Raw genomic sequence first — 15,124 nt, forward strand, 5'->3', positions numbered from 1 at the left:
AACGGGAGGAGGGCGCATGGGGTGGGACAAGTTTCTGGCGCTGTGGTGTGCGGTGTGGGGCGCGGCGGCGGTGGTCGGGTTCGTCCGGTCGCTGGCCGGGGTGACGAAGGCGCAGCGGACGGTCCGGCTCACGGGGTGGATCACGCGGGTGCGGGAGCCGCGGCACGGCGGGTCCCGGACGGGCGGGATATCGGTGGTCGTCTCCTACCATGACCCGGCCTCCGGTCAGGAGGTCACCGTCACGAACGACGGTGAGCGCGGCGAGATGATCACCTCCGCGTGGGAGGGCCGGGAGATCGGGGTCAGCCACCCGCGGGGCAGACCGCACGCCTACCAGTTCTCCAACACACCGAAGGAGTCCGATCGTGGGCTCGGCTGGCCGAGTTTCGCGGTCTTCCTGGTCTACGTCGGGCTGGTGGTCCTCGCCGTGCTCGAGTGGGGGTGGCCGTGGGCGCTGATCGGCTTCGGCGGGACTTGGGCGGTCTCCGGCGCCGTTCACCTGCCCGGGGCGGTACGCGCCAAGAACCGCCGCATCGAGAAGCTGGCCGCGATGGAGACCGTCCCGGGACGGGTCGTCGCGGTCCTCAAGGACGTCAGCGTCGACCAGGACGACGGTCACACCTCGACCACGATCACCCCGGTCGTGTCGTTCACCACCCGCGAGGGCACGGCCGTTACGGCCTACTGCACGTCGAACCTTCCGGATCCCGCCGGCGCGTACGGCCGTGACGTGACGGTCCATTACACGCCCGCCGACCCGGCCGACTTCACGCTGGACCGCGCGGCCGAACAGCGCTCGGAGGAGCGGGAGGTGACGTTCCATGTCCTGGCGATCGTCGTGCTCGTGGCGACGGCCGTGGTGGGAGTGGTGTTCCTCTGAGGCCCAGGACGGGCTCTGGACCAGGTTGGTACCTTCTCGCCCATGGAACCGTTCACGTTCCACTACGAGAACCTGCATGCGCGTGTGGACCGGGGGGTGTTCGAGCTGTTCAACCTGGACAGTTCGGCACACACGTTCCGTGTCCCGCTGCGCTGGCTCGGGGTGTCGCTGCACTACAAGAAGCCGGACCGACCCGGCACACTGTACTTCGGCGTGGTCCGTGATCCGCAGGCCGCCCTTTACAACACCGACCGGCTCGCCTTGCGGTACTCGACCTCGCCCGCGTTCCAGGTGCCGCCCGGCGACGAGCCGTTGTTCCGCGCCTACTTCACCGAGGTGGCGCGGATCGCCGACCGGTCGGTGGTCTGATGTGGAACCGGTGGTCTTCGAGCACGACACCGTCACATGCGGGTCGGCCACGCAATCTTCGAGGTGTTCCGGCGCAACCCCGTCATCGGGTCGTACCGGGCCGCCCCTCCGCACTGGGTCGAGGTCCGCGCGGAGACCCGCAGGGGCGGTGTGCCCCGGCTGCAGGTCCGCCGGGCGAGTTCACCGGTCTTCGCTTCCCGTGCCCGCGTACGGCGGGCCCATCTGCCGCGCACGATCCGGCACGGCAGATGGACGCGCCGGCCGGGGCAGTGCGGCGGTGCGCATCTCGTGCAGCCGCCCCGCCTGTACCGAGCAGCGTCTGCCATCCGCAACCGCTGCACCCAGCCACAGCCAGGCCCAGCGGTTGCGATGGTCAGACCCGCGGGGTCTCCGCACCAGGTGCGTGAGCTGCCGGTTCAACCTTCTGCGCCCGGAGTTCCCTGACCTCGGCCTGAAGGTCTGTGAGTTGGCGGTGAAGTGCCTGAATCGCCACGATCGCGACGCCGTTGGCATCGGTGCAGCAGATCGTCCTGTCGTCGGCTCCCAGGCCCAGGTGGGCCCGCCAGTCCTGTGCCATCGGCCCCAGGTGGCGCACTTTGTCGTCCTCCCACCGGTACCGCCATGTGCTCACAGGCAGGCCGACCACCGCGGCAAGGACATCGAACCCGCTCACGCCGTCACCCGCCTCTGCGACCGTTTCCCGGGAGGCTGTGGAGGTCATTCCAGCGGGATGGGGTGTGTCGGGGTGCAGGCGCGCCCGGTAGGCCCGAATGCCGGCGATCCGGGCGCGGTGAAGGCGTTCGGTCAGCGTTCCCATCGCACCGGGCTCACGCTGGTCTTTACGGCCCGGTCTGAGAACAGCAGACTGCCCAGCGGGACGAACTGAGCGGAGACCTCGGGGTCGTCGTCGGCCGGGGCGGCGCTGTGCTCCGCTGCCCGGACCTGCGCGGGCTCGGCGGCCTCGGCCGCCGAGGCTGCGCCCAGGCACACCGACACGGCGGCGATCGCAGCGGAGGACACTGCGGCAAGCCGGGTAGCTGCAGTAAGAGACATGAAGCACGCTCCGGGTTGGTCAGAGATCAGATCAACCAGGCAACGACACCGCCCCCCGGTCGGACACGAGCAGCACGACCACACGTTGACGAGACCCAGGGGTCCGAATCAGAGCGCTTCACGAAGAGCCCGAGCGAGGAAGTTGTTCGCAGTCGTTCCGGGATGGTGAACGACGGCTGCGTACACGGTCCGCCCGCCCGCCTGGAAACGTCGGGCGCGTGCACGCCGGGGCCTGATGATGTGCGGCCGGGTACCGGTGACGACCAGGCCGAAGACGTGCCGACCGACGCGCCCGGCCGGTGAAGACGACTCAGGTGGTCGGCTGGGCCCGCGCACCGCCTGCGCCCGGCGCGAGAACCGTCCCGGGCACGGGTTCCGGACCCGGCACGGCCGGTGGGTTGTCACCGGGGCCCGGGTGCTGCAGCTGCCGGAGCTGCTGGATCTCTCTCAGCGTCCCGGCGACTCGCGCGGTCCCGGACATGCCCCTTGAGCTGGGGTTGGTGCAATCCAACGCCGTTTTTTGGAACCGAAGTTGCTGAGACAGGACCCGGACATTCACAGGATCATTTCAGGACCGAATCAGCCCTAGTGTCATCGGTGTCAGCAGGAAACACCGCAACCGACAGTCGCTGGAGATCAAAATGCGTTCGCGTCTCGCCGCCCGTTCCGCCCGTCTCGTCCTGGCCGCCGCGGCCGTGACGGCCCTCGCCGCCACCACCACCGCATGCGACCCCGACGACGTCGCGGACGCCGGCATCTCCGCGGCCCCCTCCGGCGGCAGCGGCGGGAGCGACAGCCCCTCCAGCGACAGCCCCTCCGCCAGCGGCTCCTCCACCGGCGACTCCAAGTCCAGCGGCTCCGGTTCCAGCGGCTCCACCGACAAGACCGACGACTCCGGCGACGGCAAGAAGGGCGGCTACGGGCAGTCCTGCGGCACCAACGACCTGGACTTCACGATCACCTCGGAGTCCCAGGCCGGCGGTTACTACCTCGTCACCGCCAAGGCCAAGTCCGGCATCACCTGCTACCTGGAGATCAACACCCCCAGCGTGTCCTTCGGCTCCGGCGCCGACGGCGTCGCCTCCCCCGTCGGACAGGGCGGCGAAGACCCCATCAAGCTCACCGGCTCCACCGTCGCATACACCGGTATCAGCCCCAAGACCACCGACAGCAATGCCGGCAAGGAGTTCGAGAACGTCATCATCGCCACCACCGACGACGACCCCAACCCCGCCGAACTCAAGCTCCCCGACACCGCCAACGTCGACAAGCCCATCGTCACCAACTGGGCCACCAACCGCGCCGAGGCCGTCCCCGTCATCGTCTGACGAGCCGGACCGGGGCCGTCGATGTCGCGCTCCATCCCACGGCGTCCGTCGACACGGTGCCCGTCGTGCTCGCCGGTATCCGTGCCACCGCCCTGCCCGGGATCGATCTCACTCCGGCCCGGCGGTGGCTGACCGCGCTCGCCGCCGAGGGCGGCTGGGACTGCGACTGGTACATCCCGCCGGACCAGGGCGCCGCCGAGATCGGCGCGGTCCCACAGACTGGCGACACGGGTGATGGGTGTGTCGCTCCGGGGTTGGGGGAAGGCCGGTAGGCCACGCGGCCTGCTGCGCCAGGAACCAGGAGTGTGAACCCGGTGATGAACGAAGCGCCGGCTCGGGCAGTCCGATCCCGGGTGCGGGCAGGAACGCCCTGGGCCTCGGGTCCTGTGCCGGGCAGAAGAGCCGACACGTACCGGCGTCAGGATCCGGCAGTGGACACGTGGCGAACCAGCTCGGTGGCCAGGCGTCGCACGGCCGTGCGGTTGGCGCGCCGCATCGTGGCCCGGACGACGGGTGCCAGCAGGCGGTCGGCGAGCGGGGCCCGCGCCCAGGCGTACGTAAACGACACGTGACTTCCGCCGGTCCGCAGCGGTTTGATGGTGTAGGTGCCGTGGGCCAGGCGTCGGCCGGCCGCGCTGACATTCCGTTCGACGATGCGCTGCGGCGGATCGGCCTTGACGACCTCGATGGTGACGTCGGTCCTCGTGCCGCCCAGCGCGGCTGTGACCGTGGCGCACGATCCGATGCCGCGGCCAGGGCCGCTGTAGTGCCAGTCGGTCAGGTAGTGATTGGTGAATCGCTCGTGGTGAGCCATGACATCGAGGAAGTCGTAGACCTGCTCGGGCGTCTGCGGTACATCGATCGACACGGTGACAGACTTCATGTACCACACGGTACATAGGACATGTACCAATTGGTACACTCGTGACGTGGTGCATACGGACGGCTCGCATCCCGAAGGCAAGGCCGCGCCCGGCACGGACGGGGACCGGCGCTCCCAACTGGTGAACGCGGCCGTCGACCACGTCGCGGCACACGGCTTCGCGGACCTGAGCCTGCGCGGCCTGGGCGCCGCGATCGGCGTCAGTCACCGCATGCTGATCCACTATTTCGGCTCCAAGGAACAGCTGCTCGTCGAGATCGTCCGGACGTCGGAGCAGCACCAGCGTGATCTGCTGTCCCGGTTCCGCCTGGAACCCGGTCTCTCGCCCGCCGATACTGCGCGACTCCTCTGGCGGCAGCTGACGGACCCTCGGCTGGCCGGTCAGGAGCGGCTCTTCTTCGAAATCTGCGGGCACGCGCTGCGGGGCCGCCCCGAGTTCGCCCCGGTCCTCGAAGGGTTCGTGAACGACTGGCTGGAGCCGCTCACGGCCGCCGAGGTCGCCGCAGGTGCGGACCCTGCCGTGGCCCGGAGCCGCGCCCGGCTGGGACTCGCCACCGTCCGCGGTCTGCTGCTCGACCTGCTCGCCACCGGTGACCGCGCCGGCGTCGACGCGGCAATGGAGGAATTCCTCCGGCTGTACTACGGCTCGGAGTGACGGAGTCGCCGATCAGGCCAAGCGGCCGGACGGCCGGGGAGGCAGCACGCGCCACGGGCGTGCCGCCTCCCCGGTGGTGTGTCAGCGGTGTCCGCTGTGGTCGTGGGCGGGGGCGACGAGCTCGGGCTGTTCCTGGGCGGGCGGCGGGGGCGCCGCCTGCCGGGCCAGGTTCTCTCCTTCGATGTCGATGTCGATGTCGATGTCGATGTCGGGGAGGATGCGGTCGATCCAGGCGGGCAGGGACCAGGCGCGCTTGCCGAGGAGGCGAGGGTTGCCGGGACGATCGTCATGCGGACGATGAAGGCGTCGAAGAGGACGGCGTTGGCGAGGCCGAAGCCCAGGGCCTTGATCATGGCGTCCGGGGAGCCGACGAAGCCGGCGAAGACGCTGATCATGATGAGGACTGCGGCGGTGACGACGGTGGCGCCGTGCTTGAAACCCGTCTCGATCGCGGTGCCGGTATGAACGCCGACCGCAACAGAGAGTGTCACGTTCGACGGCGTGTGGCGGGATCGCGCTCGCTCGGCCACGTGTCGGGCAACCATGTCGACTCCGGGGCGGAAGTACCGCTCCAGGAGCGGACGGAGGCGTGTCGGGAACGGGCCGGCAGCATCGGGGTGGAGGTGCCGGCCTTCGGGTCGTGCGTCGAGGCGCTGTGGCGGAGCCGGTGGAGCATCCAGCCGCCCAGGCCCTCGACGTCGTCGAGTGATGCAAGGGGACTGGCCGGCAGTCGGGTCTTCTCCTCGAAGATCTCCTCGGCCCTGCGGTGGGAGAGCCGGGCCCGGCCGGTCTCCGGACACACGTCCAGTGTCGGCACTCCGGCCGGGGCCTTGTGGTCGGCAAGGAACAGCGGGCCGCAGGGGCGGCGGGCGATGAGGCCGGGCAGGAGCCCGCCGGTGAGCTACTTGATCCTGGCAACGCCATCGTCGTCGCGCTCCGTGACGATGTCGGTGACGCCGAACGGGCGAGCTCCTGCCGCGCCCCGTGGCGGCTCATGGCCGTGATCCGTTCCACGCCCATCTCCTTGGCCGTGATCACCGCGCACAGGGCCGCTCGGTCACCGACGACGACGGCAGTCGAGCCTGGTGTGGCCTCGGTGGCGTCGGCTGCCCACCGGCCGGTGCCCATCATGTCGGAGAGGGCCAGCAGTCCGGGCCAGAACTCCCGGCCAGAACTCCTGGCCGGCGTCTCGTCGGTGGCGACCAGGATGCCCCTGGCAGCGGTGGGACCGGCGAGGGGCAGGCACGTTCGGTACGTGCCGGGCGGGCCCGGCGCCCTTGTGGAGAGCCACCGGTGGGCGGCGGGCCGCCGAGCGGCGCTCAGTACGTCTGGATCTCCAGGAGATTCCCGTCCGGGTCGCGCAGGTGCGCCGCCCGCAGCCCCCAACCCGGCAGATCCCGGGCCGGCGCCACCAGGACCCCGCCATTCCGCCGGCACAGCGCGACCGCCGCGTCCATCGCCGCCGCGTCCGCGACGGGCACCACGAGGGTCGCACCGCCCGCAGCAGGAGCCGGCGGAACCTCACCGGCGAACGCATCCCGCTTGATCACGGCGAACGCGGTGGCCCCCTCGGGCGCGTCCCAACTGGCGTACCCGGACACCGCGTCACCGCGCGCGAGCACATATCCCGTCAGCTCGGGCAGTACGGCCGCGTAGAAAGCGAAGACGGCAGGATAGTTCCCGGCGAGTACGCGCGGATGCAGAGCGAACATGAGTACCAACCTACTGTGCGACATCTCGCAAGTTCCTCCGAGCTCAGCTGAGAGCTTGCCCCTGTGCCCAGGGGCCTCTTGCTCCGTCGGGTGCTCTTCCGTCCGGTGAGGGAACTTCTGGATTCTCGAAGCTTTCTCATCCTGTCCGACCGACCCGTGGTCTGAGCGAAGGCGAGGAGGCTCGGGCCGGCAGCACCGACAGTCGCAAGAGGCCCTCGCAATCACCAGGCACCGGCAGGCCGCCCGCGATCCGGCCCGGCGGCGATGACGTCTCCTGCGCGGGGCCATGGCCGGTGGGACCAGCAGCCGTCGACCTCGTCCAGGGAACGACCGCTGATCGCCGCACAGAGGTGACTGGTCTTGCGCTCGGCGACACCGGGCCCGCGCAGATGACGTAGTTCCTGCCGCTTCTGGGGAAGCTATTTGATTTTCGCGGCGATGGTCCGAACGAACTCAGGGAGCACATCGTCCCGCCAGACGAAAGGTGCTGGGGCCAACTCGCCCTTGAAGGCCACGCTGCTCTGCCCGCCCACGGTGAACAGCAGCGGACCTTTGCGGCAGTTCCAACTTCCCTCGTAGGTACCGGTGATGACGCAGTGATCCGCGCCCTGTGCACCCTGGTTGGTACTGGATCCTGACACGAGGCGATCTTCGTAGCCGACAATCAGCTTGGGGTCGGCCACGGCCTCGATGCGGAACCAGAACTGGGTAGCGGCGTAGGTCTCGCCCGGAAGGCGCATGCTGTAGAGGCACTGGCCGGACTCGGACCTGTCACTCTCCTTCCACGAGGAGTCGGCAGCGAAGTCCTTGATCGACAAAGCGCTGATCGGACGGCTCTCCTGTTCGATGTCCTTGGCACCAGGGAAGATCGCCTTGATCTCCTCCTGGTCCACGAACGAGCACGCGTCCGGCCACTGATTCGCGGCCAGGATTGCCCCACCCTTGAGCGCAGGAAGGTTGATCGTCGCATCTCGGGGGGCGGCCTTGCCTATCGCAACGTCGCCCTCGGACGACATGTTCGTAGCGACCAGGAGCGTCAGCAGGACGACATTTGAGATCAGCAGGATGCCCATCAGAGTGAGCACCGTGGCTCTGTTCTTCCGCATGGCGGCCGATTCTCCCCGAGAAGCGAGCTGATCGTCGATCGCATCCGCTACACCGAGGCATCCCGCGCAGGCCGCGGTTGACTACGTGGCCGACATCGTGAAGGTGCGGGCGGAGAACTTGGGGAAGTACGACCTGGCGTCCCGCTCGGCGAAGGGGCACCGTACGCAGATCCGTCGCAACACGCGCGCCGGGACGTTGGAAGTCGTTTCCGATCTGCGGGCTTGTCGGAGTCACCCGCCTGATCGCGGCCCGGTGACGACCCAGAAGGTCGCAAGCACCAGCACCAGCACCAGCACCAGCACCACCGGACCGATGGGTTAAGGGGAGCCCCCCCTTCCCATTCACTTGCCCCACCAGGTATCTTGCATCGCATGGAACCAGGTGATTCGACCAAGCAGGCCCGGGCAGCCGCCCAGCTGCGCAAGGGGGTTCTGGAGTACTGCGTACTCGCCCTGATGCGGGACCGCCCCCGTTACGGCGTGGAACTCCTCCATGCCTTGGAGGAGTCCGGTGCCCTGGCCACCAGCCAGGGCACGGTCTACCCGCTGCTCTCCCGGCTCCGCCGCGACGACCTGGTCACCACCACCTGGCAGGAGTCCGCCTCCGGCCCACCCCGTCGCTACTACGCGCTCACCGAAAGCGGCCGGGCCGCACTCGACGAGTTCAGCCGCGTCTGGCCCGGTTTCCGCAACGCCGTCGACGCTTTCCTGACCACCCCGCACCCCTCCACCGGAGACCTCGCATGAAGACCCCCACCGATCCCGTACGCGACTACCTCTCCGCCGTCGAGCGCGAGGCCTCCGTGCTCCCCGCCGACCGTCGCCAGGAACTCCTCGCCGACCTCGCCGAACACATCGAGGTGACGCGCGCCGAACGCCCCGACGCCGCGATCGGCGAGGTCCTGGCGGAGCTGGGAGACCCCCGCACGATCGCGGCGACGGCGCTGTCCGAGGCGGAGAACGGGGCCGCCGGGGCCTCGGCCCGAGGCGGTGTGGGTGCACCCGCCCGGCGCGGCAAGGTGCACCCCCTGGTCCCACTCCTGATGCTCACCCTCTCGATGCCCTTCATGATGGTCTTCCCCGACCTCCCCGGCCCGCTGTTCGGCGTCCTGTTCCGCATCACCGGCGCGGTACTCCTCTGCACCTCGGTGCACTGGACCGCCGTCCAGAAGACCACCGGCGTACTGCTTGCCGCCGTCCTGCCGAGTGCCGTCATCGCCACCTGGAACCTGTCCAACGGCGGCCCGGAGGCCGGCACCCCCGCCCTCCTGGCCAACCTGGCGATGTTCGCCCTGATGGCCGGCACGGCAGCATGGCTCTGGCGGGTCCGCCGCGCCTGACACGTTGTTTCCGGTCTGCGGGTTCATCGAGAGCCGTTGGCCGACTGGTGCGGTGACGGCGGGTTGCGGGTCGGCGGGTGATGCGGCGGCGGCTTGACCGGGTCTCAAATGACGGTGGGAAGGGGCTTCCTCCGGGCGTGTCGCGCGGCCTTCGTCGTCAGGGCAGGAGGTCCCGAACAGCGAGCCACTCGCGGGCCTGGTCGCACGCCGGACCGGGTTGGAGGTGGTGGAAAAGCTGCTGGAGCGGGGCTGTTGCATTCTTGGGGCGGCGAAGTTCGCCGATCCGGTCGGTGGGGAGGGTCTGCCAGTGGCTGCTCAGCTCACGGGCGTGCGCGGGCGTCAGCGTCAGGACGGCGAGGATGTCCGAGGCGACGAGGTCGGGATCCCAGTCGGGGTCCTGACGGTCGGGACCGAGCCGATCGACGATGAGCGTCCGCAGCCTGAAGTCGTGTCCCGCTCTGCGGGCCTGCGGCCACGGTCCGTCGCCGGGCATACGGGCGTTGGGACCTCCGGAGTGCACCACTCGTCAGCCGGACTGAACACGCTGCACGGACAGTGCCTCTTGTCTCTCGGCCCAGAAACGGTAGACAGCCCAGCCGGCACCGAGCACAGCGGCCGCCCAGACGATGACCTCGGCGAGAACAATCGCCGGGGTCAAGGTGAGGTGCGGCCGAGGCGGCAGCACGACCATCTGCGCGGCAGCGCCCACCGGAACCGTCAACGCCGCAAGCAAGCCGACCAATCCAGGCTGCCTGATGGCTGCACCCACCACACCAAGGACCAGTCCGAACGGCACACCCACCACCAACCAGCTGACCATATCCGTGCCGGCCCCCGAGACGACGGCATCCGTCACGTAGTACGCCATCGTGGCAGCGACCAGCGCGAGGGCCCCGACCAGCGCACCTCGGACCCATGTCCCGGCCAGCCAGCCCATCGCCACCGCCAGCGCGGCCCAGGACCAGCCTGCGTCCACCAGCAGGCTGAGCACCTTGGCGGCCTTGGCCCAGACAGTGCCCGTGAGCGGCATTCCGAGCTCCGCATACGGCGACGAAAGCGCGTTGACGAGCGAGGTAGCCGCCCCGAAGCCCACCCCGACGGCGAGGCCCCCCACCATGATTTTCATACCGCGAGGGTACCCAGTGCGCTGTGACGCCCCTCCGAGCTGATACTGACCACTCGCAGCGGTGCTGTCCGTTCACATGACTCCTCCTCAATCCGGGTGCTGCCCATGGCAGCTGAACCTCTTTTACCCGTTCGATTGACCGAAGCCCGAGTGGTCCAGGGGACACGTCCACCGAGTAGGGATCAGAAACAGGTACCAAGCACCCCACCCACCAGACCCTCGAAGAACTCGGCCGGGCCGTCCGCACGATCTCCGCATGCGACTACCTGGCCGGCCCCGACCTCCGCCGCGAGATCCACGCGCATGCCGCACGCGACCGCGCTGCGGTCGTCACCGTCTCGGTCCCGCGACGGCATAGGCCGCGGTGCCGGCAACCGCGAGGACCAGGGCCGTCCAGGTGCCCGCTGCCGTGCCGGGCGGCAGCAGCATCCAGCTCGCCACCTGCATCGGCGCACTCGTCGGGGGCGGGGCAAGGAACGAGAACGAGAGCCAGGCGAACGGCAGCGTCCAGGCGTACTGGCCGCCCGAGAGCGCCGCGCCCAGGGCGGCCAGTCCCATCAGGCCCGCGCTGTCCCGGACGACGAACGCGGTGGTGGCCATGGACTCGCCCATCGCCTGCACTGTCAGCAGCACCATGCCGACGACCGCGCCGCAGAGCAGCACGTGTGCCGCTCTGCAGGGCACCCATCGGATCGCGGCCGTCCGGTCCAGCGCGAGGTCCTGCCCGCTGAGCCCGATCGAGGCCGCCATCGCCCCCGTAGCGAGGACGAGCGTGGGCAGCCGCGGATCACCGGGCCCCCCGCTGCCGTTCCGGGCGAGTGCCCACACCGTCACCGCGCTGATCACCACCGCGGCGAGCGACGCGGGTACCTGACGCGAGCGCGCGTACAGCGTCAGCCATCTCACCGGGACGCACCGTCGTTCAGCGCGTCGAACGCGTCGCCCTTGCAGGAGAGCGCGGCGGCACGCATCGCGTTGATCCGCGAGAGCTGCTCGGACCGCGGCAGCGCCTTGAGTTCCTTCCACACCGGGCGGGTCTTGGCGTCGACCTCGCGGCGCAAATTCGCTGGCAGGGTGCCGGGAAGCGGCCTGAGGTCGCCGAGGACCCAGCCCGCCGCGACGGTCTGCGCGAATTCATCTCCCCCAAAGCTGCTCCAGCCGACGGGGGAGCACCCTGGCACCATGCCTTGGGCGATCAGGGCCCGGGTCAGCTCCTCGCCCTTCGCGGCGGCGATGATGTCGTCGTCGAAGTCGAAGAGCACGGTCTTGCGGGACCACTGCGGCGTGGAGCCTTCCGGCAGGACGGCGGTGTTCTCCCGGACCGAGACCGGCGCCTGGCTGCCCAGGGCGCCACGCAGCAGGCGCAGCGCCTCCTTGCCGGGACCCGCGAGGTCGGCGAGTCGCGCCTGCTGCGCCTTCGTCACGCACACCGGGCCGTCGCACACCAGCTCCGCGGCGGCCTCGTCGACGACATAGATCCGGCGCGGGTCGGAGGGAAGGACGAGCAGGGCGATCAACGCGCCCGCCAGGACGGGCGTCAGGGCGATCAGCCGGGCGCGCGGGGTCGCGGCGACCAGCAGCGCGAAGCCGGTCGCGGCCATGGCGAGCAGCCAGATCGTCTGCCCGGCGTGCACGGAGGCGGAGAGCGTGACGAGTACATCGCGCGCCTCCTGCACCGCCGGTGACAGCAGGGAGACCCGGTTCGGCGCCGTGCTCGGGAGCCCCGTCGCCGTGGTCGTCTCCGTCCGGCCCAACGACGTCTGCATGAGGGCCGTGAACACGAAGGCGCCCATGGCCAGCGCGGGCGGAGTGAGCACGGACGGCAGGGCCCGCCCGGCCCCCATGCCCAGCACGGCCCCCGCGACGAGAGAGAGTGCCCCTACCAGCGAGATCGGCAGCCACCCGAGGTGCGTGTACTCGGTGTTGGCGGCCACCTGGACCGCGCCCACGAGGACGAGGAGGGCGAAGGCCGAGGCCAGCGTGATCGCCGTCGTGCCCGCCAGCGTGGCCGCGCGGTGCCGGGCGGGCCGCGGCGTGCTCGTCAGCAGCTCGGACATCTTCGAGCGGTGGTCGCGCAGACCCTGCAGCGCCCCGAGCCCCACGGCGAGCGGCCACAGGTAGAACAGCAGGGATCGGGTCCACAGGGACATGGACGTCCACTGGGCCGTCCACGCCGTGGTGCCCGTCCACCACGGTCCGGGAATCAGGTACAGGAACGCCAGCGCCGTCGTCAGGAAGACGGCGCCGGCCCACGGGGCGACGGAGCGCTTCAGCTCGATACGCAGGACGCGGACGTTCACCAGGTGCCCCTTCCCTGCTCGGGGTTGAGCAGCAGCGCCGAGTAGCCGCGCTCCAGCGGGCTGTCCCCCACGTGCTCCGGTCCGCCCATCGAGGCCAGCTCGTCCGGAGGGCCCTGGAAGACCAGCCGTCCCTCGGCGAAGAGCACCACGTCGGTGCAGGCGGCGGCGACGTCCTCCACCAGATGGGTCGAGACGAGCACGCAGGTGTCCGTACCCAACTCCTGCAGCAGCTCACGGAAGCGCAGCCGCTGCGCCGGGTCCAGGCCGGCCGTCGGCTCGTCCAGCAGCAGGATCGTCGGGTCGTTGACGATGGCCTGGGCGATGCCGACCCTGCGCACCATGCCGCCCGACAGGGACTTCATCCTCTCGTCGGCGCGGTCCGCCAGCCCCACCCTCTCCACGGCGCGCTGCACGGCGGCGGGGATGTCCGCCTTCGGCACCTCCTTCAGCCACGCCATGTACTCGACGAACTCGCGCACCGTGAAGCGCTTGTAGTAGCCGAACTCCTGCGGCAGGTATCCGATCCGGCGGCGCACCGCACGGTGCTCGCCCACGCCGCCCACGGGCTCGCCGAGCAGCTCCAGGCTGCCCTCGGTGGGGCGCAGCACGGTGGCCAGCGTCCGGATGAGGGTGGTCTTGCCCGCCCCGTTGGGGCCGAGGAGGCCGTGTACGCCAGTGCCCAGCGACAGGTCGAGCCCGTCGACGGCCATCCGGTTCCTGCCGACCCTGACCTTCAGCCCGGTCGCCTGGATCTCCCAGGCGTAGGCCGTCGGTGCGATGTCGGCCGCACTCACCGCGGACGTCATGTGGTGTTCCTTTCCGATGGTCATCGATGGGCTCCCAGCACGGAGTACGCGCCTCTGCGGGCGATCACGACACCGATGCCGAGCGCGAGGATCAGCCCCCACACGGGCAGGCTGCCCGTGTGCAGGGCGAAGGCCGTACGGCTGGTAACCAGGGTCGGCGCCACGATCGCGGCAGCCCACACGGCCGCCAGCGCGACAGCGGCGCGGGTCACGCCGACGACGCCGCCGAGCGCCAGGGTCGTCGAGGTGAAGGCCAGACAGGGCAGCAGCCACTGCGCGGCCGTCACACCGGTCACCCATCCGGCCACCAGAAGCACGGGGACGACCACGGCGAGCACGGACGCGGTGCGCCGCAGCACCAGGTACAGTCCCGCCCTCGGCGCGGAGGCCGTCAGCTCGTACGCCGGGTCCAGGCCGCGCGACCACGACGCCGCGACGCCGAGGACGGGCAGGATCGGGGCGAGGAGCAGCACCAGCGACACCTCGCCGAAGCCGGTGTCGACCAGGTCGAGCAGGAGCGCGAACAGTGTCACGCTGACGACCATGGCCAGCCACGGCACCATCGTGGGCGTCATCCACCTCGACAGCCACGCCGACCGGCGCCGTCGGCGCGGCATCGTGGCGGTGGCCGCCAGCTGGGGTTCGAGGTCGGACCACACGGTGCCGACCAGCGCCGCCACGGCGGGCGCCTCGGCAGTGACGGCGGCCGACAGCCGGTCACGGCACACCCCGCACGCCTCCAGATGGGCCTCCAGGGCCCACACCTCGTCGGCGGCGATGTCCGTGTCGCCGCGTGCGTAACCGTCGATGATCCGCATCGACGCGTGTTCCACGCTCATGCCAGCGCCTTCCGCATCGCGATCCGGGCCCGGCGGGCACGGGTCTTGACCGTGCCCTCGGGCAGCCCGAGCAGGACCGAGGTCTCCCGGACGGACAGCCCGTCCAGCACCATGGCCTGCAGTACCTGTCTGAGTTCCGGCGCGAGGCGCCGCAGCGCGTCGCCGACGTCACCGCCGACGGTCGTCGCGAGGGCCTCCTCCTCGGCGGCGGGCGCCGCGTCGGGGAGAGCGGCGGCCGCCGGCGGCTCGGCGTGGTGGGCCCTGCGCCGGAAGGCGTCCACGAGGCGGCGTGCCGCGATCGTCCACAGCCATCCGGCGGCCGTCCCGCCCGCCGAGGACCCCGCGAACGCGGACGCCGCGCGCCACACCGCCAGATACGTCTCCTGCATGACCTCGGCGACGATCTGCTCGTCGGCGCAGCGGCGGCGCAGCCGCAACGCCATCCAGGGCGCGGTGCGCCGGTACAGCTCCTCGAACGCCGCGCGGTCACCCCTGGCCACCAGCTGGACGAGACGCTCCTCGTCCAGCGCGCACGGTGCCTTCCTGACTGATCTCACACCGGCTAGACGCCCGAGCCCGGCCGCAGGTTTTCCTCCCGACGTGATCCCCGCCACATGTGGGAAACCCCGTGGGCTCCACTCAACTGAGGTTTCGCCGCTGCGTAGCAGTGGCTTCGCTGGTCCGGAGGGTCTCGCTGAACAGGCCGGCTGATGGGCTGGGCATGGCG

The 15,124-nt window shown here is 70.3% G+C and carries 21 protein-coding genes and 2 pseudogenes; 8 read left to right on the forward strand and 15 right to left on the reverse strand.

Going from position 1 to position 15,124, the window contains the following annotated elements; genetic code table 11:
* Positions 1–16 precede the first annotated feature (16 nt).
* Together OG520_RS41040 and OG520_RS41045 are read left to right on the forward strand one after the other, a co-directional pair.
* Positions 17–880 (forward strand): DUF3592 domain-containing protein, encoded by an 864-nt coding sequence (locus tag OG520_RS41040; RefSeq protein ID WP_331748099.1) that lies wholly within the window; start codon positions 17–19, stop codon positions 878–880.
* Positions 881–922: 42 nt separating this feature from the next.
* Positions 923–1,249, forward strand: coding sequence for a hypothetical protein (locus OG520_RS41045; RefSeq protein ID WP_331748102.1), 327 nt, complete (start codon positions 923–925; stop codon positions 1,247–1,249).
* 373 nt (positions 1,250–1,622) lie between these two features.
* Here the strand turns inward: OG520_RS41045 and OG520_RS41050 are convergent, their stop codons facing one another.
* Both OG520_RS41050 and OG520_RS41055 read right to left on the reverse strand, forming a co-directional pair.
* On the reverse strand, positions 1,623–1,970 hold the full coding sequence (locus OG520_RS41050) for a tail fiber domain-containing protein (RefSeq protein WP_406016730.1): 348 nt from the start codon (positions 1,968–1,970) through the stop codon (positions 1,623–1,625).
* 83 nt (positions 1,971–2,053) lie between these two features.
* Positions 2,054–2,269 (reverse strand): hypothetical protein, encoded by a 216-nt coding sequence (locus OG520_RS41055; protein WP_406016731.1) that lies wholly within the window; start codon positions 2,267–2,269, stop codon positions 2,054–2,056.
* 674 nt (positions 2,270–2,943) lie between these two features.
* On the opposite strand from OG520_RS41055, the gene OG520_RS41060 reads away from it, so the two are divergent.
* Both OG520_RS41060 and OG520_RS41065 read left to right on the forward strand, forming a co-directional pair.
* A complete protein-coding gene (locus OG520_RS41060) occupies positions 2,944–3,630 on the forward strand; it encodes a DUF4232 domain-containing protein (RefSeq protein ID WP_331748111.1) in 687 nt (228 codons plus the stop codon).
* 65 nt (positions 3,631–3,695) lie between these two features.
* Positions 3,696–3,902, forward strand: coding sequence for a hypothetical protein (locus OG520_RS41065; protein ID WP_331748114.1), 207 nt, complete (start codon positions 3,696–3,698; stop codon positions 3,900–3,902).
* Between the two features lie 146 nt (positions 3,903–4,048).
* Here OG520_RS41065 and OG520_RS41070 read toward each other — a convergent pair whose 3' ends face one another.
* A complete protein-coding gene (locus OG520_RS41070) occupies positions 4,049–4,513 on the reverse strand; it encodes an SRPBCC family protein (RefSeq protein ID WP_331748117.1) in 465 nt (154 codons plus the stop codon).
* A gap of 46 nt (positions 4,514–4,559) precedes the next feature.
* Here OG520_RS41070 and OG520_RS41075 point away from each other — a divergent pair, with 46 nt between their 5' ends.
* Positions 4,560–5,168 (forward strand): TetR/AcrR family transcriptional regulator, encoded by a 609-nt coding sequence (locus OG520_RS41075; protein ID WP_331748119.1) that lies wholly within the window; start codon positions 4,560–4,562, stop codon positions 5,166–5,168.
* On the opposite strand, the gene OG520_RS41080 is transcribed toward OG520_RS41075, so the two are convergent.
* From OG520_RS41080 to OG520_RS41100, 5 genes and pseudogenes are all read right to left on the reverse strand, one after another.
* Entirely contained in the window at positions 5,153–5,713 is a 561-nt protein-coding gene (locus tag OG520_RS41080) for an MMPL family transporter (RefSeq protein WP_406016732.1), read from the reverse strand. The genes OG520_RS41075 and OG520_RS41080 overlap by 16 nt on opposite strands.
* The gene (locus tag OG520_RS41085) at positions 5,656–5,985 is read right to left on the reverse strand and encodes a hypothetical protein (protein WP_331748122.1); all 330 of its coding nucleotides are present in this window, start codon (positions 5,983–5,985) and stop codon (positions 5,656–5,658) included. The genes OG520_RS41080 and OG520_RS41085 overlap by 58 nt, the downstream gene beginning before the upstream one ends.
* 87 nt (positions 5,986–6,072) lie before the next feature.
* Positions 6,073–6,386 (reverse strand): annotated as a pseudogene (locus tag OG520_RS41090) (IMP dehydrogenase); the annotation flags it as partial.
* 101 nt (positions 6,387–6,487) lie between these two features.
* A complete protein-coding gene (locus OG520_RS41095; RefSeq protein WP_406016733.1) occupies positions 6,488–6,880 on the reverse strand; it encodes a glyoxalase/bleomycin resistance/extradiol dioxygenase family protein in 393 nt (130 codons plus the stop codon).
* 419 nt (positions 6,881–7,299) lie between these two features.
* A complete protein-coding gene (locus OG520_RS41100; protein ID WP_331748128.1) occupies positions 7,300–7,986 on the reverse strand; it encodes a hypothetical protein in 687 nt (228 codons plus the stop codon).
* A 372-nt stretch (positions 7,987–8,358) separates the two neighbouring features.
* On the opposite strand from OG520_RS41100, the gene OG520_RS41105 reads away from it, so the two are divergent.
* Positions 8,359–8,733, forward strand: a complete 375-nt coding sequence (locus OG520_RS41105) for a PadR family transcriptional regulator (RefSeq protein ID WP_331748131.1) — start codon at positions 8,359–8,361, stop codon at positions 8,731–8,733.
* Positions 8,730–9,326, forward strand: coding sequence for an HAAS signaling domain-containing protein (locus tag OG520_RS41110; RefSeq protein ID WP_331748134.1), 597 nt, complete (start codon positions 8,730–8,732; stop codon positions 9,324–9,326). Before OG520_RS41105 ends, OG520_RS41110 begins: the two co-directional genes overlap by 4 nt.
* Positions 9,327–9,483: 157 nt before the next feature.
* Here OG520_RS41110 and OG520_RS41115 read toward each other — a convergent pair whose 3' ends face one another.
* Positions 9,484–9,819 carry a hypothetical protein gene (locus tag OG520_RS41115; RefSeq protein WP_331748137.1) on the reverse strand — a complete coding sequence of 112 codons (336 nt, stop codon included), beginning with the start codon at positions 9,817–9,819 and terminating at the stop codon, positions 9,484–9,486.
* A 33-nt stretch (positions 9,820–9,852) separates the two neighbouring features.
* Positions 9,853–10,452, reverse strand: coding sequence for a hypothetical protein (locus tag OG520_RS41120; RefSeq protein ID WP_331748140.1), 600 nt, complete (start codon positions 10,450–10,452; stop codon positions 9,853–9,855).
* 200 nt (positions 10,453–10,652) lie between these two features.
* Between OG520_RS41120 and OG520_RS41125 the strand changes: the two are divergent.
* Positions 10,653–10,751: pseudogene (locus OG520_RS41125) on the forward strand (Tn3 family transposase); the annotation flags it as partial.
* Positions 10,752–10,782: 31 nt separating this feature from the next.
* On the opposite strand, the gene OG520_RS41130 reads toward OG520_RS41125, so the two are convergent.
* From OG520_RS41130 to OG520_RS41150, 5 genes are read right to left on the reverse strand one after another with little or no spacing between them, the layout of a single operon-like run.
* Entirely contained in the window at positions 10,783–11,358 is a 576-nt protein-coding gene (locus OG520_RS41130) for a hypothetical protein (RefSeq protein WP_331748143.1), read from the reverse strand.
* Entirely contained in the window at positions 11,355–12,752 is a 1,398-nt protein-coding gene (locus tag OG520_RS41135; RefSeq protein WP_331748146.1) for a hypothetical protein, read from the reverse strand. The genes OG520_RS41130 and OG520_RS41135 overlap by 4 nt, the downstream gene beginning before the upstream one ends.
* Entirely contained in the window at positions 12,749–13,582 is an 834-nt protein-coding gene (locus tag OG520_RS41140; RefSeq protein WP_331748149.1) for an ABC transporter ATP-binding protein, read from the reverse strand. Before OG520_RS41140 ends, OG520_RS41135 begins: the two co-directional genes overlap by 4 nt.
* Entirely contained in the window at positions 13,579–14,397 is an 819-nt protein-coding gene (locus tag OG520_RS41145) for a zf-HC2 domain-containing protein (protein WP_331748152.1), read from the reverse strand. The genes OG520_RS41140 and OG520_RS41145 overlap by 4 nt, the downstream gene beginning before the upstream one ends.
* The gene (locus OG520_RS41150; protein WP_331748155.1) at positions 14,394–14,954 is read right to left on the reverse strand and encodes an RNA polymerase sigma factor; all 561 of its coding nucleotides are present in this window, start codon (positions 14,952–14,954) and stop codon (positions 14,394–14,396) included. Before OG520_RS41150 ends, OG520_RS41145 begins: the two co-directional genes overlap by 4 nt.
* Between the last annotated feature and the right edge of the window lie 170 nt (positions 14,955–15,124).

The sequence above is a fragment of the Streptomyces sp. NBC_00984 genome, from assembly GCF_045162475.1.
Taxonomy (GTDB): domain Bacteria; phylum Actinomycetota; class Actinomycetes; order Streptomycetales; family Streptomycetaceae; genus Streptomyces.

Bases quoted from the DNA above. Each gene is read 5' to 3' on its own strand.
- OG520_RS41115 (WP_331748137.1), bottom strand. From the start codon at position 9,819: ATGCCCGGCGACGGACCGTGGCCGCAGGCCCGCAGAGCGGGACACGAC.
- OG520_RS41060 (WP_331748111.1), top strand. From the start codon at position 2,944: ATGCGTTCGCGTCTCGCCGCCCGTTCCGCCCGTCTCGTCCTGGCCGCC.
- OG520_RS41070 (WP_331748117.1), bottom strand. From the start codon at position 4,513: ATGAAGTCTGTCACCGTGTCGATCGATGTACCGCAGACGCCCGAGCAG.
- OG520_RS41050 (WP_406016730.1), bottom strand. From the start codon at position 1,970: ATGACCTCCACAGCCTCCCGGGAAACGGTCGCAGAGGCGGGTGACGGC.
- OG520_RS41080 (WP_406016732.1), bottom strand. From the start codon at position 5,713: ATGGTTGCCCGACACGTGGCCGAGCGAGCGCGATCCCGCCACACGCCG.
- OG520_RS41110 (WP_331748134.1), top strand. From the start codon at position 8,730: ATGAAGACCCCCACCGATCCCGTACGCGACTACCTCTCCGCCGTCGAG.
- OG520_RS41040 (WP_331748099.1), top strand. From the start codon at position 17: ATGGGGTGGGACAAGTTTCTGGCGCTGTGGTGTGCGGTGTGGGGCGCG.
- OG520_RS41145 (WP_331748152.1), bottom strand. From the start codon at position 14,397: ATGAGCGTGGAACACGCGTCGATGCGGATCATCGACGGTTACGCACGC.
- OG520_RS41105 (WP_331748131.1), top strand. From the start codon at position 8,359: ATGGAACCAGGTGATTCGACCAAGCAGGCCCGGGCAGCCGCCCAGCTG.
- OG520_RS41140 (WP_331748149.1), bottom strand. From the start codon at position 13,582: ATGACCATCGGAAAGGAACACCACATGACGTCCGCGGTGAGTGCGGCC.
- OG520_RS41120 (WP_331748140.1), bottom strand. From the start codon at position 10,452: ATGAAAATCATGGTGGGGGGCCTCGCCGTCGGGGTGGGCTTCGGGGCG.
- OG520_RS41100 (WP_331748128.1), bottom strand. From the start codon at position 7,986: ATGCGGAAGAACAGAGCCACGGTGCTCACTCTGATGGGCATCCTGCTG.
- OG520_RS41095 (WP_406016733.1), bottom strand. From the start codon at position 6,880: ATGTTCGCTCTGCATCCGCGCGTACTCGCCGGGAACTATCCTGCCGTC.
- OG520_RS41045 (WP_331748102.1), top strand. From the start codon at position 923: ATGGAACCGTTCACGTTCCACTACGAGAACCTGCATGCGCGTGTGGAC.